We start from the raw sequence: 17,488 nt of genomic DNA, 5'->3' as shown, positions 1-17,488 counted from the left end.
TTAAGGCGACTGTAAGGTCGCCTTAAGTTTTTATCCCCTTCTTTTAAATAAATTTATAAAATGAGAACAATTATGTCGAGAGCAATTATTTTGGTCATTGACGGTTTTGGGTTAGGTCATGCCCCTGATGCAGAAGCTTTTGGTGATGTTAATGCCAACACCTTTGCAAATTTAGCCGAAAAATTTCAAGAAATTAAAGGACGCCCTTTAAAGCTTCCTCATTTAAGTAAGCTGGGTTTAGTTAAGGCTTGCCAACAAGCGTCAGGTCGCACACTTTGTGTTGAGCCCGTTGAGCCAACTAAAGGGGCTTATGGTTACGCTGCTGAAATAAGTACCGGTAAGGATACCCCCAGTGGCCACTGGGAAATGGCAGGAGTTCCGGTGTTATTTGATTGGACTTACTTTACTGATAAGAAAAATAGCTTTTCAGCAGAACTGATGGCACAAATAAACCAAGCCACAGGTTATGCTGATATGTTAGGAAATTGCCATGCCTCTGGCACCGATATTATCGCTAATTTAGGTGAACAACATATAAAAACAGGTTTACCTATTTGTTACACCTCAGGCGACAGTGTTTTCCAAGTAGCCGCTCATGAACAACACTTTGGCTTAGATAACCTTTATAAATATTGTCAACAAGTGCGGGTCATACTCGATCCGTTAAATATAGGACGTGTGATCGCTCGCCCTTTTATTGGTGAAATTCCTGCCGATTTTGAGCGAACCGGTAATCGCAGAGATTATTCAGTATTACCTCCAGCGACCACCGTATTAGAAAAATTAACCCAAGCCGATGGTACGGTAATAAGTGTCGGTAAAATTGCTGATATTTTTGCGCATCAGGGTATTAGCATCAAAACTAAAGCAACCGGACTACCTGCGTTATTAGATGGAACGCTCGCACATATGAAAACCGCAGCAGATAAGAGTATTATTTTTACCAATTTAGTTAATTTTGATCAAGACTTTGGTCATCGACGAGACCCTGTCGGGTTTGGCGAAGCGTTAGAATATTTCGATGAGCGTTTAGCAGAGTTTTTAGATCAAATAGCTGATGATGACTTACTGCTATTAACCGCTGATCACGGTTGTGATCCTACTTGGCCGGGCAATGATCATACGCGTGAATTCGTGCCAGTTATCGCTTATCACAATCATATCGATTCGATAAACTTAGGCCAGCGCAATAGTTTTGCCGATTTGGGACAAACTTTAGCCAGTTTATTTACCTTAGACGCAATGGATTATGGTCAGTCTTTTTTAGACGAACTAAAATTTTAAACATTGAAGTCTTAACTCAAGGACCTTAAATGGTCCCTTGATAAACGTATTTACTAACAATAAATTGGCTTGTCAATTTGCCAACAGATTTAACAACACGGCCTGATATCGACAGATTAAATAAAAAAACCGAGTAAACTATTATTGATACATAGTCTTACTCGGTTATTGATTTTTATTGAGTATTTAAAGAAGGCCTGATGTTACATCAATGATTTATTAGCATCTCGGTATTGCGCAAGAAGTAATTCTGTCGAACTGTCTGAAAGTTCAGTATTATTAGGCTGTCCAATGCGAGATAAGATATCATCACCCAATATTTTCCCAAGCTCAACACCCCATTGGTCGAAGGAATTTAAGTTCCAAATAACCCCTTGAACAAAAACTTTATGCTCATATAAAGCAATTAGCGTCCCGAGTTGGTAAGGTGTTAATCGGTCAAAGGTTAACGTATTCGATGGTCGATTCCCTGGCATTTCTTTATGTTTAGCAATCACTTTGGCTAATGCCTCTTCCATACCTGAAGCGACAAGTTCATCATAGGCTTGTTGATGAGTTTTACCTTGCATTAGCGTTTTACTTTGTGCAAAACAATTGGCGACAAGCATATCTTGATGACCGTTCATATTATGTTCAGCAACTAATGGCTGAATAAAATCAACCGGTACTACTGACGTACCTTGATGTAATAACTGATGAAAAGCATGTTGACCATTCGTGCCTTCTGCGCCCCAAATAACCGGACCGGTAGTACTGCTGACAATTTCATTATTAAGCTGGCAGCTTTTACCGTTAGACTCCATGTCCATCTGTTGTACATACGCAGGAAAACCACGTAAATAATGACTGTATGGTAATAAAGCATGGGTTTGACAACCAAAAAAGTTATGGTTCCACACGCCTAACATCCCCATGAGTACCGGTAAATTTTGCTCAAGCGGCGCCTCTTTAAAATGCTTATCAAGATCGGCTGCACCTTTTAGTAATTCAGTAAATCCTTGATTACCTATTGCCATCGCAATAGGCATGCCAATAGCTGACCATAATGAATATCGTCCCCCAACCCAATCCCACATCGGAAAAACATTGTCACTATTAATGCCAAATTCGACCGCTTTAGTTACATTTGATGATATGGCAATAAAGTGTCGGTTGAGCTGCTCAAACGTAACACCATAGTCATAAAACCATTGGCGAGTAGACTCGGCATTCGTCAGAGTTTCCTGAGTATTAAAAGACTTTGAAGCAATCAACACTAAGGTTGTTTCAGGGTTTAAATGAGTTAAAACATCATGTAGATGATTTCCATCGATATTGGCCACAAAATGCTGTTTAGGCCCACCTTCAACATAAGGCTTTAATGCGGTGGTCACTATTTTAGGTCCTAAGAAAGAGCCACCAATACCTAGATTTAAGACATCAGTAATAGATTGACCACTATAACCTAACCATTTCTTGTCACGCACTTGGTTAACGACTGCTTCTACCTTAAGACGCACCGCTTTGATTTGAGGTATAATATCAACTCTGTCAACAAGTACGGGTGTACTGTCTTGTTGTCGCAAAGCTGTGTGTAATACCGATCTGTTCTCAGTATTATTAATCGGCGCACCAGCGAACATCGCCTCTCTTTTTTCAGCTAATTGCGCTGATTCGGCTAACTCGATTAACAAAGCGCGCGTTTTCTCAGTAATGCGATTTTTTGAATAATCTAAATTTAAGCGACAAGCACTCACCGATAAATTTTCTGCTCGTAGTGGATCACTGGCAAACAAGTCACGTAAATGGCTACTTTTTATCTCAAGCAAGTGTTGTTGAAGTTCTCGCCACTTATCGTTAAAAGTATCCATTAACATGAGTGTTGTCCTAAAGTGTCGTTAAAAGTATCCATTAGCATGAAGGGTTTCCTAAAGTTATCTTAAAATAATTGGCTTAGTTGTACTTCGAGCTTGCACTGGTCAATGGCAAAGTTACGAATACCTTCTGCTAGTTTCTCTGTTGCCATCGCATCTTGATTCATTTCCCAGCGAAACTCAGCTTCGGTTAATGCTACGGGTTTATCTTGAACACGAGTTGCTGGCATTAATTGCTGTGTTATACCTTGATAATTATCGGATAACTCACTCATTAATGGTGGACTAATCGTTAATCTATCACAGCCAGCAAGGGCAATAACTTCATCGATATTACGAAAGCTTGCGCCCATCACTACAGTATTGTAGTCATGCTGTTTGTAATAATTAAAAATTTCTGTAACAGAAATCACCCCAGGATCTTCATTGGCTAAGTAGCTATCACGACCGGTATCTTTTTTGTGCCAATCAAGAATTCGACCAACGAAGGGTGAAATTAAATACACTTGTGCTTCAGCACAAGCTTTTGCTTGAGCAAAGCTAAATAACAAGGTTAAATTACATTGAATTCCCTCTTGCTCAAGTTGTTTAGCCGCTTGAATACCTTCCCAAGTTGACGCCATTTTTATCAGAATACGTTCTTTACCAATACCGGCTTCTTGATACATAGCGATAAGTTGACGGGCCTTAACAATACTTGCTTCTTTATCAAAAGATAAACGTGCATCGACTTCAGTAGAAATACGACCGGGTACAATCGCTAAAATTTCTAAGCCAATTAATACTGATAATTTATCAGCCGCAAGACTGACTTCAATGGCTTTGTCTTTAGTCTGACTTTTTGCCCATTTAACAGCTTCTGTCAGTAATTTTTGATAAGCAGGTATAGCAGCAGCTTTTAATAATAATGAAGGATTAGTCGTCGCATCCATTGGTGAAAATTTTGCTATGGCTTCAATATCCCCCGTATCAGCAACGACTGTTGTCATGGTTTTTAATTGTTCGAGTTGAGATAGTTGTGCTTGCATAATAATTCCTGTTAAAAAGTTTCTGTTTATTTATTTGTTTAAATTAATGAGGTAAATTAGATAAAAATTCCCGCAATAGTTGCGCTCATCAGGTTAGCCATAGCCCCAGCAAGAACCGCTTTCATGCCAAGCTTAGCAATATCGGGGCGACGAGAAGGTGCCATGTTACCCATGCCGCCTAATAAAATAGCCACGGAAGATAAGTTGGCAAAGCCACAAAGCGCAAAGGTAATAATGGCTTGGGTTCTGGCACTTAATTGATCAGCAACAGTAATAAAATCTAGATAGGCAACAAATTCATTGATGATAATTTTTTGACCAAGGAAACTCCCAGCCATGTTTGCTTCATGCCAAGGGATCCCAATAAGATAAGCGACTGGTTGAAAAACATAACCTAAAATCAGTTGTAAGCTTAAATTTTGTAGGCCAAACCATTCTCCAAAGCCACCTAGCAAACCGTTTACCATCGCCAGTAGAGCAACAAATGCTAATAACATGGCTCCAACATTTAGCGCGAGCATCATGCCATTTGATGCTCCGGTGGCCGCTGCATCAATAACATTAACGGCCTCTTTAGCATCGCTTTTCATATCGTCTAAGTTGTCGTTCGGCTGTTCAGTTTCAGGCACTAACATTTTTGCCATCAGCAAGCCGCCAGGAGCAGCCATAAAGCTAGCAGCGATGAGGTATTTTAAATCAATACCAATACCAGCGTAACCGGCGACTACCGAGCCTGCTACCGATGCTAAGCCACCAACCATTACCGCAAAAAGTTCAGAGCGGGTCATCTTAGGCAAAAATGGTTTTATCACTAAAGGCGCTTCTGTTTGACCAACAAAAATATTTGCGGTCGCTGACATAGATTCAGCTTGACTGGTTTTAAGAAGTTTTTGCAAACCACCACCAATAAACTTAATGACCAACTCCATTACACCAATATAATAAAGCACGGCAATCAACGCCGAGAAAAAGACGATGACGGGTAAAACATGGAAAGCAAACATAAAGCCCAAGCTTTTTTCACCTATTTGTTCACCAAATATAAAGCTAATACCGTCATTGGCATAGCCAATAACACTAGATACGCCGCTAGCAACACTCAACAAAATATCTTTACCTGCGGGGATATATAACACAAAAGCACCCAGAGATATTTGTAACACTAGTGCACCAATAATCGTTCGCCAATTAATGTTCTTTCTATCTGACGAGGCGAAATAGGCAATAGCTAAAAGGACAAAAATCCCCAAAATGCTGCGTAGTATATTCGTATCCATGTTATTCCCTGTTATTTTGATTTTCTTATTATTTTTATGACAATGGAGACTAAGACCAAATACAGCATTTTATTTATTTTGAGTATTGATATTAAAAACCTGACTATATAGTCAGGTTTTTAATCTAAACTAAGATTCTACTTAGGTCAATAGGATATTATCGAATAACCACCAATTACTCGGATACTACAACAGCAATATTTATCGATAATATTAATGATGATGCCACTAGCAATTTAGCTGATAAATTGAACCTATAGACAGGCCATAACAACGAGGTTAAAACTTTGTTGTATTGCTGTTATTTATCAAAAAAATGAATTTTTATGGTGCTATTGACGGCAATCAAGATAACTTAAATCACTATATCAACTACTTATGATTGTTAGTCAGACTGCTGCACTATCTGCGCTAAGTCATACCTAATTGGTCAAAGTTAGATTACTAAAGGCTTTAGCACAGCCAACTCCAACAAATAAACTCTGTATGATTAGCGTTTATGTTATGACACTTATCAACCCCTTTTCATTGCTGTCTGTCTTAAGCCTCGCTTTTCATGGTCAGATAAGAAAGCCATTTTTAACGCGTTATCTTGCAATGTACGACACTGCGCGTGACTTAGCCCCGCTTCAAGTGCCGCCTGCTGATATTCATATTTTATGTCACACCCCTGCACAGCAGGATCGTCACTGTTGAGGCAAACAAGTAAACCTCTATCAAGAAATGTTTTAACGGGATGCTGACTAATATTTTTTACTGTCCCTGTTTGATAATTTGACGTTAAACATGATTCAATGGCGATATTGTGCTGATACATATAATCCATTAATTTTTCATCGCCAACAGCATGAGTACCATGGCCAATGCGGGTTGCATGTAATTCATTGATAGCCTGATAGATGCTCGATGCTCCATCCGCTTCACCAGCATGAATAGTCACCTGTAAACCGGCTTTATCAACCAAAGCAAAGTGTTCAACAAAGAGTTGACCTGGCTTGCCTAACTCATCTCCAGCCAAATCGACCGCGACAAGATCATTTTTGTGCGCAAGTAAGGCATGTAACTCCTCAAAACAGGCATTAACACCAAAGGTACGACTTAAAATACCAATAAGGTTAATTTGGACAGGGAAATCTTTTTGCGCTAACTTTACGCCGTCGACCACCGCAGCAACCACGTCGGTGACATTGAGCTTATGTTCCATAGCCATATAATAAGGAGAGAATCTTAATTCAGCATAATCAAGCCCTTGCAAAAAAGCATCTTCAACGTTTTCATAAGCGATACGTTTACATGCCTCTAAATTAGCTAACACGCTAACGCCATAATCAAGTTTTTGTAAAAAAGAGACTAAGTCACTTTCTTTACCTTGAATTTGTACATGCTGTAGTAAATCAGTCAAATTATCAGCAGGTAATTCGATACCATGCTGTTGTCCTAATGCCAGAATTGTTTTTGCTCTTATATTGCCATCTAAATGGCGGTGTAAATCAATAAAGGGAATATCGCTAAACATTCTACTATTCCTTAACATTTTATCTGTTTATACTCATGGACAAAGAAAACTTGACCATATGGTTAATTTATTTTACATTCTAAACACAACCTGACACAAGTGACAAGTTATGTTTGATTGATGACTTATTCACCTACTAATATAAGTACATGAAATTGTGATAAATATATGAAATTCAAAATACAATTACTGACTAAAATTAAACATAAAAAGACCCATAAACCACTTAAAATTAATTTTATTCAACTAGCGTTACCGCTTTTATTAGCTGTTTTTGTCACACAAGCATCCGTTATTCAACCTGCAATAGACCAACAACCTGACATTAGAGTAGCAACATTTAATGTCAGCATGGACGCAACTAATTACCTACCTAATAATAAAATAGGGTCAGGTGTTGAACTTATCGCTGCTCTTAAAGACGATCGTCAACAAATTAAGAATATTGCTGAAATTATTCAACGTAACCGCCCAGATATTATTCTCCTTAATGAATTTGACTATATTGCCGACCCAAAACAAGGCGTTGAAATATTTTTAAAGCAATATTTAGGTAAATCACAACAGGGAATAGCTGCCATTGATTACCCCTATTATTATTTTGCTCCGGTAAATACTGGTGTAAGCACGCCTTTTGATTTGGACAATAACGGTAAAAAAACTAATAATCTTGGCGACGCTCAAGGTTATGGCCACTTCCCTGGTCATTTTGGTATGTTAGTGCTATCTAAATATCCAATTGATGAGGATAATATTAGAACTTTCCAACATTTCCTTTGGAAAGATATGCCCAATGCCATAGTGCCAATCAATCCAAGTACGAAAGAGCATTGGTATAATGAACAAGAATGGCAAATGCTGCGTTTATCGTCTAAATCGCACTGGGATATTCCGATTAATGTCCAAGGTAAACTTGTTCATATACTAGCAAGCCACCCTACACCACCGGTGTTCGACGGTGAAGAAGACCGTAATGGTGCTAGAAACCATGACGAAATACGCTTTTGGCAAGACTATATTACCCCCAACAAAGGCAATTATATTTACGATGACCAAGGGGGTAAAGGTGGGTTAACATTAGATAGCCGCTTTGTTATTTTGGGTGATCAAAACGCCTCTAAAGATGAAGGTGCTGCCCGCAAAGAAGGCATTAGTAACCTCTTGGCTAGTCCTTTTATTAATAATGATATGACGCCTGCTAGCGTCGCTGCAATAAAAAATAGTAACAGCCCTTTTGCTGCTAATCATACCGCTGGCTGGGGTATGCAAGCAGACTATGTGTTACCTTCTCGCCTTGGTATTAACCTAAAAAATAATGGTGTTTTTTGGCCAAAGAAAGACAGCCCACTTTATCGCTTAATTGAAACGCGCTCCGCTTCATCTGATCATCGTTTGGTTTGGGCGGATTTAATTTTAACAGCCAAAGATAAGCTAGCTAAAAATATTATCATGGTTATTGGCGACGGAATGGGACCCGCCTACACCACGGGTTATCGTTATTATATGGATAATATAAATACGCCACAGGTAGAGACAACTATTTTTGATAAACTGCTAACAGGCATGGTCAGTACTTATCCGGTTAATAGCCAAGGTTACGTTACCGACTCTGCCGCAGCCGCTACTGCATTATCTACCGGTTATAAGACCTATAATGGGGCGATTGGTGTTGATGTAAATAAAAAACCGTTATTAACGCTAATGGAGCGAGCAAAACAATTAGGCAAGAAAACCGGCTTAGTGGTTACCTCCCAAATTAACCACGCAACTCCTGCCGCCTATTTTTCTCACAATGAAAGTCGTAAAAATTATAATGAAATCGCCGACAGTTACTTTGACGACAAAATTAACGGTCACTTTAAGGCTAATTTAATGCTCGGCGGCGGTAGCAAATATTTTATTCGCCCTGACAGAAACTTAGTCAGCGAATTCAAGCAAGCAGACTTTCAATATATTGATGATTTATCAAAACTTACTTCGCTTAATAAACAACAACCGGTATTGGGTTTATTTGCTGAAGTCGGACTGCCGTGGACACTTGACAATAAAAATGAAAACCATTTACTGGCAATGGCTAAAGCTGGCGTACGACATTTAGAAAATAATGAAGGTTACGTACTACTTGTTGAAGCAAGTCAAATAGACTGGGCGGGTCATAGTAATGATATTGCTGCTGCTATGGCTGAAATGCAAGATTTAGCCGAAACACTTACTTGGTTGAAGAACTATGTGGAAAATCGTGATGACACCTTATTAGTTGCCACGGCAGATCATAGTACAGGTGGCTTAACCCTGGGTGCTAACGGCGATTATCGCTGGCAACCTGAATTTTTGAAAAACTTAACCGCATCACCTAAAAGTATTGCAACAAAATTAGCGCATCAAAACACAGCTATTTCTGCCCAGCAATTAACAGACGCTCTCGGCTTTATTATTACCGACCAAGAAGCTAATTTGTTTATTGGGCGCAGCGATGAAAAATCTATCTATGAGCAAATTAAATTATTAATTGATTCAAGAACTAATACCGGTTGGACTTCTGGTGGCCATACCGGTATTGACGTACAAGTTTTTGCCACTGGTAATGGCGCTAAAGCCTTTAACCGTCATCAAACGAATACCGACATAGCTAAGCAGCTATTTTTGGTGCTTGAAGGCAATTAACTAAGATTCACTAATGGTCATTAATGACTGAATAATACTAACGAAGAGACTCAATACCATTGAGCAAACAACCTAAAGGAAAATTATGAAAATACAAATGTTAACAGCGGTACTCGGCCTTAGCGTGCTTTCTAGTCATGCTAATGTTGTGATCACTGAATATGTTGAAGGTGGAGGTAGTAATAAAGCTATTGAAATTTCTAATCTTGGCAGCGTAAATGTCGACTTAGCCGCGGAAGGTTATAAACTCGACCTTTATTCTAATGGTAAAACAGAAACAACTAACGGTATATCATTGCAAGGCTTATTAGTGCCAGGCTCGAGCATTGTTGTTTATAACAAGGATGCCACTGCCGAATTTAAATTTGATGCTCCTCAAGGCCTTGAAGATTCAAGTGCCACTTACTTTAATGGTGATGATGCCCTATTACTTTCAAACGCTAATGGCGTTGTTGACAGTTTTGGACAATTAGGAACAGACCCAGGCAGCAACTGGGGTGAAGGTGATTTTTCTACTAAAGATCATACTTTACGCCGCTTAACATCAGTCACTGAAGGTGATACCACTTCTGACGATGCTTTTGACCCCGCGACCCAATGGGCGACCTTTCCAAAAGACACCTCTGACGGTTTAGGATGTACTGGTATAGCGGCCTGTGATGGCAATCAACCCTTACCGACTGAAGGCGGGGCATCAACTGGCCAAGGCATTGTTCTTATCACTGAGTATGTTGAAGGCGGTGGCAGTAATAAAGCCATTGAAATATCTAACTTAGGTACTGCAGATGTAGATCTAGCGGTAGATGGTTATAAACTAGAGCTTTATGCAAATGGCAAGACAGATTCACCAAATGAGCTATTATTGCAAGGTTTACTTGTACCTGGCTCTAGTATTGTTGTTTATAATCAGGGGGCAACTGAACTATTTACATTTGATGCTCCTCAAGGTATTGAAGACACAAGCGTAACTTACTTTAATGGTGATGATGCTATTTTACTTATTAACAATGCCGGTATTGTTGATAGCTTTGGCCAATTTGGTGTTGACCCAGGTAGCAATTGGGGTACGGGTGATTTTTCAACAAAAGATCATACCTTACGTCGCCTAAACTCGGTTACCGAAGGTGATACCACAGCTGATGATGCTTTTGACCCAGCAACACAATGGGCTACTTTTGCTAAAGATACTGCTGATGGTTTAGGCTGTAGTGGCGAAGTAACTTGTGATGGTTCACAAGCTTTACCTACTGCTGGTACGCCTACTGGTGATGGATCAACACCGGCTACAGGAATTTGTACAAACTGCCCTGACTTAGCAAAAATAGCTGACCGAACGACTTATGTCGAAGCCACTTATTATAGCCAAGCAAACGCTGCAGAAGCCGCCGGTTTACGTGCAGCAATTACAGCGGACATCAGTGTTAATCATAAACAACTAACCTACTCTGAAGTATGGACCGCGCTAACCAGTACCGATGAAGATGCTACAAATGCTGACAACATAATTTTACTCTATTCAGGACGTTCAATTGCCAAAGCAGATAACGGTAGTGGTTCTGCTTCAAGTAATCAAAATTTTTGGAATCGAGAGCATACATGGGCTAAATCACATGGTTTTCCAGAGACTAACCAATTAGGTTATACCGATATTCATCATTTGCGCCCTACTGATATATCGATGAATAGTGACCGTGGTAATCGTGATTTTGATATTGGTGGTACCGCTAATACTGAAGCGCCTGAAAACAGAAGCACAGCAGATACTTGGGAACCAAGAGATGACGTTAAAGGTGATGTTGCCCGTATGATGTTTTATATGGATGTACGTTACGATGCAGGTACAGAAAGTACTATGCCTGATTTAATCTTAGTTGATACTGTTGGAACAGCAACGAGCAAATTGAGTGATGGTACTGGCAAACTAGGTAAATTGTGTACCTTGTTTGACTGGCATTCACAAGACCCCATAGATACCTTTGAAATAAACCGTAACCACACTATTTATGAGTTTCAAGGCAACCGTAATCCTTTTATCGATCACCCAGAGTGGGTTGATGGTCTTTATGCTTCAGCTTGTGGTGCTGCTAGTGATGGTGGTGATGCTAATGCAGCACCAACCGTTTCAGCAGGTGACGAACAATCAGTTGCTTCTGCTGCTAACGTAACACTAACGGCAACAGCTGCAGATAGTGATGGCAGTATTGCTAGCTATGTTTGGACACAAACTAGCGGTAAAGTTGCTGACCTTACTGTTTATGACACAGCTACCATTACTTTTGTTGCACCAAAAGTTGGTAAAGATGAAAGCCTCATATTTAACGTGACTGTTATGGATGATCAAGGTAAAACAAGCTCAGCCACTGTTACTATTAATGTTGCCGCTGAAGTAATAGCAAAGGAAGACACCAGTGGTGGTACTGTTTACTTTTTACTTGCAGGACTTGCCCTACTATCGTTAAGAAGATTTAATAAGTAGGTTACAACTCAGCTTCTTGTTAGCAGAACGAGTTGCATTAATGATAAATTAATGCAACTCGCATCTCTGCAACTACCAGCAAAACCTCCCCAAGTAATAAAGTTCTTTACTGCTCTATTAAGCTTAATCATACTTAGATATAAAATAGTTTACTGCAGATAAGAAAACACTAAAACAAGGATTATGTAGATGATAAATAAAAGTTTGATGGCTGTTATGGTCATTACACTCGCACACCTGCCGATTAAATCAGCATTCGCACTTGGCCCTAATGGGCATCGTATGGTTGCCAAAATAGCCGAGGATAACTTAGAGCCTTCGGCCAAAAAGGCGCTAATGCAGCTAACCGATGGCGCACCATTAGCTCAAATGGCTAATTGGTCTGATAACATACGTTCAGATAAAAAATGGGATTATGCTAAGCCTTGGCACTATATTTCTATTGATGATGACGAAGTATTTGATGGGCTAAAAAGAAATGAAGATGGCGACATATTAAAAGCTTTAGCTGATTTTGAAAAAAAACTTCGCGATAAAAAAATCACCAAAGAAGAGAAATGGCAAGCACTAGCTTTCTATATTCACTTTGTTGGCGATATTCACCAACCGCTTCATGTTGGACGCAGAGATGACCTTGGCGGTAATAAAATAACCGTTAAATGGTTTGGAAAACCAACAAAACTTCATGCTGTGTGGGATTCGTCAATTATTGAGCATCAAAAGCTTTCTTATACCGAATATGCTAACTTTTTAAATAATCAAACGCCAGACACCATTAACTTATGGCAAGATACCGTTTATCTTGATTGGGCGAAAGAATCTAAATCTAACAGAGAAACAGTCTATGACTTCCCTGAAGATAAAGAATTAAGTTACCAGTATGCGTATAAAAACACCCCGATATTAAATGAACAAATAGCCAAAGCAGGCTTCCGTCTTGCTGGAATGCTAAACGATATTTTTAAAGAATAAATAATCGTTATTCACATAAGAGCCTAGTAAATATCTGGGCTCTTTCAGTTTAGTAAAACGCCGCAACTAAACAAGTAAAATCATTACCTAGGCTAATTAAGCCATTATTTATTAATGGTTTTACCTCAAAATTTCTAATGGATTCAATCGCTACTATTTTGCTAACGCAAACAACTTTACTTTATTAGATATTTCATTGCCGTCTGCGCAAACTGCTGTAAATTTATTGGAATAATAACAAAGAGCGCTATCCCTTGATCAAAGTCAGGGTTGAGCTGACAATAATATTGAATTTCTGCTTTGTCGCTACAGCGCAACATTTCCAATTCATGCTGGCTATAATTACTGCTTCGATTGACTGAAACTAAACAACGCAACTGATTTTCATTACTGTTTTTTCCGTTTGGATTAAAACGCGTAAACAATTCCTTGGGTGCAGATTGCCCAAAATGTGGCCAAACAATGGCGGTATTCTTGGCAATTGCTCGATACATAGCAGGGCTGAGCATAGTATCGGCATAATAGTGTTTGCGCCAGGGTCTTTGTAACCAGCTTTTAAAGCTCTCTTTAATTGAAAATAAAAAAGTATTACTCCCCTTTCGATATTGTGGAAGAAATGCAGCAGAAGCCTTAATTACCGTATAATTTGCACTGTCTGTGAAGGTGAGTAAGCAGTAGCCTATGATTTGCTCATTATTGACGTAAAGTCTCAACTTCCTCTGATTGGGCTCAGGGCTATCAAAATATTTTAGTAGATAATCTTCTGCATCTATATCAGCAAAACTAACCTTGATAATATCGCTAAGTGCGTTTCTTTGCCAAGCTGACAACCATTGTTTAGACTGTATCAAGTCTAAGGAGCTGAGTTCACTAATAACAAATCTCTCTAATAATATAAGTTAGGGTAATAGATTAATTTGAAAAGCTTATAAGTGCAAACCATCAAATAAGCTACTGGGCCAATTAGAAGTGTTATCTATAGAGTATTTTTAAGGGCTAGCCAGAGTATTTTGTAAGGTAGGCGCTAAAAATGGAAAATAAGGGGGTTGCGGCAACCACCCGTTATTTTCCGTTTAATTAACTTATTATGATTCTTTAGTCGCTCTTAACATCCACGCTGTTTTCTCGTGTATACGCATACGATCAGACACTAACGAAGCGGTTGACTCATCATCAGCAGCTTGTGCAATTTTTAAAACTTCACGCGATGTTTTAATAACTTGTTCATGCCCTTTGGTAAGTAACTCAACCATCTGCGCAGAACTTGGTACACCGTCAATCTCTTTAATAGAGCTTAATTTTGAAAACTCTTTATAGGTTCCTGGTGCAGGTACATCTAGGGTTCTAATGCGTTCAGCGATGTCATCAACAGCAATTGCTAATTCGGTATAATGCTCTTCAAACATCAAGTGTAATTCACGAAATTGTAAACCAGTTACATTCCAATGAAAGTTATGTGTTTGCAAATATAGCGTATAAGAGTCGGCTAAAAGTCGTTTTAAACCGTCTGATATTTCCGTTCTATTTTCTTTATTTATGCCAATATCTATATCAGTCATGTAATTTCCTAATTTTTAGAATTTGATAAATGTATAACGCCTTATCGAACGAGCGATAAATTGTTGACTAAAATTGAAAACTTCAAACGCCAGTCAACTGCTTACGTTCTTTTGAGCAATTTAGATTCTTACTCTACTTTGATTTCTAAAGCAATTCGTATCATAACACAAATCACCCTTGCCTATAAACCAGCATAATAATAGTAAAAATATAGAGTACCGTTTAAAGCGTTCATAACAACAATAATCTTTCCTCTTTATTTTAACTGTTTTTGCCGATACATCATGCGGTCAGCGTGATCAATTAAGTCTTTTAGTGATTCGCCATATATTTTCCATACAGCGAGATCATAAGAAATTGAAGCAGGTGTGTTTTTCGCCAGACTATACTCATCAACCCCTTTAGCTAATCGTTCTGGAAGTTTAGTCACATGATTTTCAGAAAATATATTAGTCAAGACAATGATAAACGACTCCCCCCGAAACTTAATTCATATGAGCAATAGCCTCCTCAACTGGCCATGCATTTTTATATGACCGCTCAGACAATATCTAAATCCAATGTCATCTTCAATTAGAGACCCTCGACAAAATGTTATATTATTGTGGTAAATATTGCTGGATTTTAAAGTGACGACTTAAGTATCGATGAGTTTTATTATCTATTGTGTTATTATTTTAAGAAAGTTCAGACAATTTCTTGGGGGTGTTAACTTAAACACGTTTAGCCCATTTTCATTAACTACTGTTGTACTATAGCTACTTCATCTTCTCATTTAAGTGTTATCGACATGGATCTATTTTCATCTTTATTTGAACAGCCGATTAATCTTTTACCATATGATGGTGATGTCGATTATTTTGGTGAGATTATCTCTTTAGACGATAGCGACTATTACTTTAATCGCTTACTTAACGGTATTGATTGGCGTTGTGACCAAGCGGTTATTTTTGGTAAAACTATTGAAACAAAAAGAAAAGTGGCTTGGCATGCTACTGAATGTTTTAGCTATACCTACTCAAATATTACTAAAACAGCGTTGCCTTTTACCGATGATTTGCTTTCATTAAAAGCACTTGTCGAGCGCCATAGTGGTGAAACTTATAATTCATGCTTACTTAACCTTTATCACAGTGGAGAAGAAGGCATGGCTTGGCACAGCGACGGTGAAAAAGATTTAAAGGACCAAGGTGCGATTGCATCGTTAAGTTTTGGTGCTGAAAGAAAATTTGCTTTTAAGCACAAGATATCAAAAGAAGTCATTACCTTACCCCTTAAAGCAGGCAGTTTGTTAGTCATGAAAGGACCAACACAACAGCATTGGCTCCATCGTTTACCGCCAACTAAACTCATTAAAGACGCAAGGATTAACCTTACGTTTAGAACGATTGTCAACACATAACGTATTATCGTTAACAAGAGTAATTTTCGTCACTTTGTATAAGCAAGGTGATGAATATACCGCCATTAACCGTCAAACTATGCTTTATTGTCAACGTCTTTAGGTCCTAGTCAGCCGCTAATCAACGGGCTTACTCGACACTATCTGTTGACAATGCCTTATATAAGATTGAAATAATATCAATATGCCCTATTCATTTTCATAAGTTTTTCGATAGATTTTAGTCAGTTTTTTAAGTCGTAGTTGGTCAAAAATCAGTGAAAATAATGGTGATGAGTTTAATTTTGGGGCTTTACCTTTGCCAATACGTTGTAACTGACGTTTGGTAATAGCCATCGTTGCAAGTGCGGCTAAAGTTTTATCTTGCCATTTCACTTGAGGTAAAATGGCTACTGCGTCTGGTGATGTTTTCCAGCGTTGAGGAAGATTTGGACTAAAGGCCAGCGCTCTGCCAATGCCGACCATATCTACGCCTTCATTTACTACTTTTTGTGCAGTCGCTAAACGGACAATCCCTCCTGTTGTCATAATTGGCATAGGAGCGTGTTTGGCAATTTCTTTCGCAAACTCAAGAAAATAAGCTTCTCTATTTAGGGGCTGTCCATCAGCTGTATTACCTTGCATTGCTGGACTTTCATAGCTACCACCTGACAATTCAACTAAATCTACTTTTAAATGGCCAAGTTCTCTTACCACGACTAAGGCATCTTGTGCATCAAAACCTCCACGTTGGAAATCTGCGGAGTTTAACTTAACTGCTACCGCTATATTTTCAGGTATAACTTGCTTGACCGCCTTAACAATTTCATAAAGGAGGCGAGCACGGTTTTCAAGGCTGCCACCCCAATTATCATTTCTCTTATTGGTCAGCGGCGACAAAAATTGTGATAACAGGTAGCCATGAGCTGCGTGGATCTCAATACCATGAAACCCAGCTTCAACAGCACGTAATGCTGTGACAACAAATCGCTGAATTAATGCTTGAATTTCAAGCTCGGTCATCGGACTTGGTTTACTAAATAACTGACTATGCTTCCCCATATCCAATGCAATATCTGAGGGAGAAAACACCTGCCCTCCCATAGCAGCATAGACTTGTCGGCCAGGATGGTTTATTTGCATCCATATTTTCGTGCCATTTTTACTTGCTATTTCAGCCCACTTTTCAAAGGGCTCTAAGGGGGTATCTTCCTCTAAAGCAATACCTCCTGGGCCGGTCATTGCACGGTGATCTACCATGACATTACCCGTAATAAGCAGACCCGTGCCTCCCGCTGCCCATGTTTTATATAGTTGAAAAATGTCATCGCCAGGTAAATGGCCCGTGACAGCCATATTTTCTTCCATGGCGGCTTTTGCTAAACGATTTGGCAGAATTGCGCCATTAGGAAGAGTTATCGGTGTAAATACAGAGTGACTCAAGTAGAACTCCTGTTAATAAGTTTAACGAGCTGGA

At 39.0% G+C, this 17,488-nt stretch carries 13 protein-coding genes and 1 pseudogene; 6 read left to right on the top strand and 8 right to left on the bottom strand.

What is annotated here, in order from left to right; all coding sequences use genetic code 11:
- Positions 1–72 precede the first annotated feature (72 nt).
- Positions 73–1,284 carry a phosphopentomutase gene (locus tag H4J66_RS06945; RefSeq protein WP_182172341.1) on the top strand — a complete coding sequence of 404 codons (1,212 nt, stop codon included), beginning with the start codon at positions 73–75 and terminating at the stop codon, positions 1,282–1,284.
- Positions 1,285–1,487: 203 nt separating this feature from the next.
- Here H4J66_RS06945 and pgi read toward each other — a convergent pair whose 3' ends face one another.
- The 4 genes from pgi to add form a co-directional block, all read right to left on the bottom strand.
- A complete protein-coding gene (pgi, locus tag H4J66_RS06940) occupies positions 1,488–3,140 on the bottom strand; it encodes a glucose-6-phosphate isomerase (RefSeq protein WP_182172338.1) in 1,653 nt (550 codons plus the stop codon).
- A 62-nt stretch (positions 3,141–3,202) separates the two neighbouring features.
- Positions 3,203–4,165, bottom strand: a complete 963-nt coding sequence (gene tal, locus H4J66_RS06935; protein WP_182172335.1) for a transaldolase — start codon at positions 4,163–4,165, stop codon at positions 3,203–3,205.
- Positions 4,166–4,221: 56 nt separating this feature from the next.
- On the bottom strand, positions 4,222–5,442 hold the full coding sequence (locus H4J66_RS06930; protein ID WP_182172333.1) for a NupC/NupG family nucleoside CNT transporter: 1,221 nt from the start codon (positions 5,440–5,442) through the stop codon (positions 4,222–4,224).
- 514 nt (positions 5,443–5,956) lie between these two features.
- Positions 5,957–6,958 carry an adenosine deaminase gene (gene add, locus H4J66_RS06925; protein ID WP_182172330.1) on the bottom strand — a complete coding sequence of 334 codons (1,002 nt, stop codon included), beginning with the start codon at positions 6,956–6,958 and terminating at the stop codon, positions 5,957–5,959.
- Between the two features lie 168 nt (positions 6,959–7,126).
- On the opposite strand from add, the pseudogene H4J66_RS20230 reads away from it, so the two are divergent.
- The 4 genes and pseudogenes from H4J66_RS20230 to H4J66_RS06910 all read left to right on the top strand — a co-directional run.
- A pseudogene (locus H4J66_RS20230) lies at positions 7,127–8,374 on the top strand (endonuclease/exonuclease/phosphatase family protein); the annotation flags it as partial.
- A complete protein-coding gene (locus H4J66_RS20225) occupies positions 8,351–9,622 on the top strand; it encodes an alkaline phosphatase (protein ID WP_259369075.1) in 1,272 nt (423 codons plus the stop codon). The pseudogene H4J66_RS20230 and the gene H4J66_RS20225, both read left to right, overlap by 24 nt.
- A gap of 85 nt (positions 9,623–9,707) precedes the next feature.
- Entirely contained in the window at positions 9,708–12,098 is a 2,391-nt protein-coding gene (locus tag H4J66_RS06915; protein ID WP_182172324.1) for an endonuclease, read from the top strand.
- Between the two features lie 189 nt (positions 12,099–12,287).
- Positions 12,288–13,070, top strand: a complete 783-nt coding sequence (locus tag H4J66_RS06910; RefSeq protein WP_083278102.1) for a S1/P1 nuclease — start codon at positions 12,288–12,290, stop codon at positions 13,068–13,070.
- A gap of 176 nt (positions 13,071–13,246) precedes the next feature.
- On the opposite strand, the gene H4J66_RS06905 is transcribed toward H4J66_RS06910, so the two are convergent.
- From H4J66_RS06905 to H4J66_RS06895, 3 genes are all read right to left on the bottom strand, one after another.
- The gene (locus H4J66_RS06905; protein ID WP_182172321.1) at positions 13,247–13,921 is read right to left on the bottom strand and encodes a hypothetical protein; all 675 of its coding nucleotides are present in this window, start codon (positions 13,919–13,921) and stop codon (positions 13,247–13,249) included.
- Between the two features lie 234 nt (positions 13,922–14,155).
- Positions 14,156–14,629 (bottom strand): Dps family protein, encoded by a 474-nt coding sequence (locus H4J66_RS06900; protein WP_182172318.1) that lies wholly within the window; start codon positions 14,627–14,629, stop codon positions 14,156–14,158.
- A gap of 257 nt (positions 14,630–14,886) precedes the next feature.
- Complete coding sequence (locus H4J66_RS06895; protein WP_310650633.1) at positions 14,887–15,120, bottom strand: diguanylate cyclase domain-containing protein; 234 nt, start codon at positions 15,118–15,120, stop codon at positions 14,887–14,889.
- A gap of 300 nt (positions 15,121–15,420) precedes the next feature.
- On the opposite strand from H4J66_RS06895, the gene H4J66_RS06890 reads away from it, so the two are divergent.
- A complete protein-coding gene (locus tag H4J66_RS06890) occupies positions 15,421–16,032 on the top strand; it encodes an alpha-ketoglutarate-dependent dioxygenase AlkB (protein WP_182172312.1) in 612 nt (203 codons plus the stop codon).
- Positions 16,033–16,221: 189 nt separating this feature from the next.
- Here the strand turns inward: H4J66_RS06890 and H4J66_RS06885 are convergent, their stop codons facing one another.
- The gene (locus H4J66_RS06885; RefSeq protein ID WP_182172309.1) at positions 16,222–17,454 is read right to left on the bottom strand and encodes an NADH:flavin oxidoreductase/NADH oxidase family protein; all 1,233 of its coding nucleotides are present in this window, start codon (positions 17,452–17,454) and stop codon (positions 16,222–16,224) included.
- Positions 17,455–17,488 lie beyond the last annotated feature (34 nt).

The sequence above is a fragment of the Colwellia sp. MB3u-55 genome (assembly GCF_014076785.1).
Taxonomy (GTDB): Bacteria; Pseudomonadota; Gammaproteobacteria; order Enterobacterales; family Alteromonadaceae; genus Colwellia_A.
Note: the sequence above shows the minus strand (reverse complement) of the source record. Positions and strands in the feature narration are given on the sequence as shown.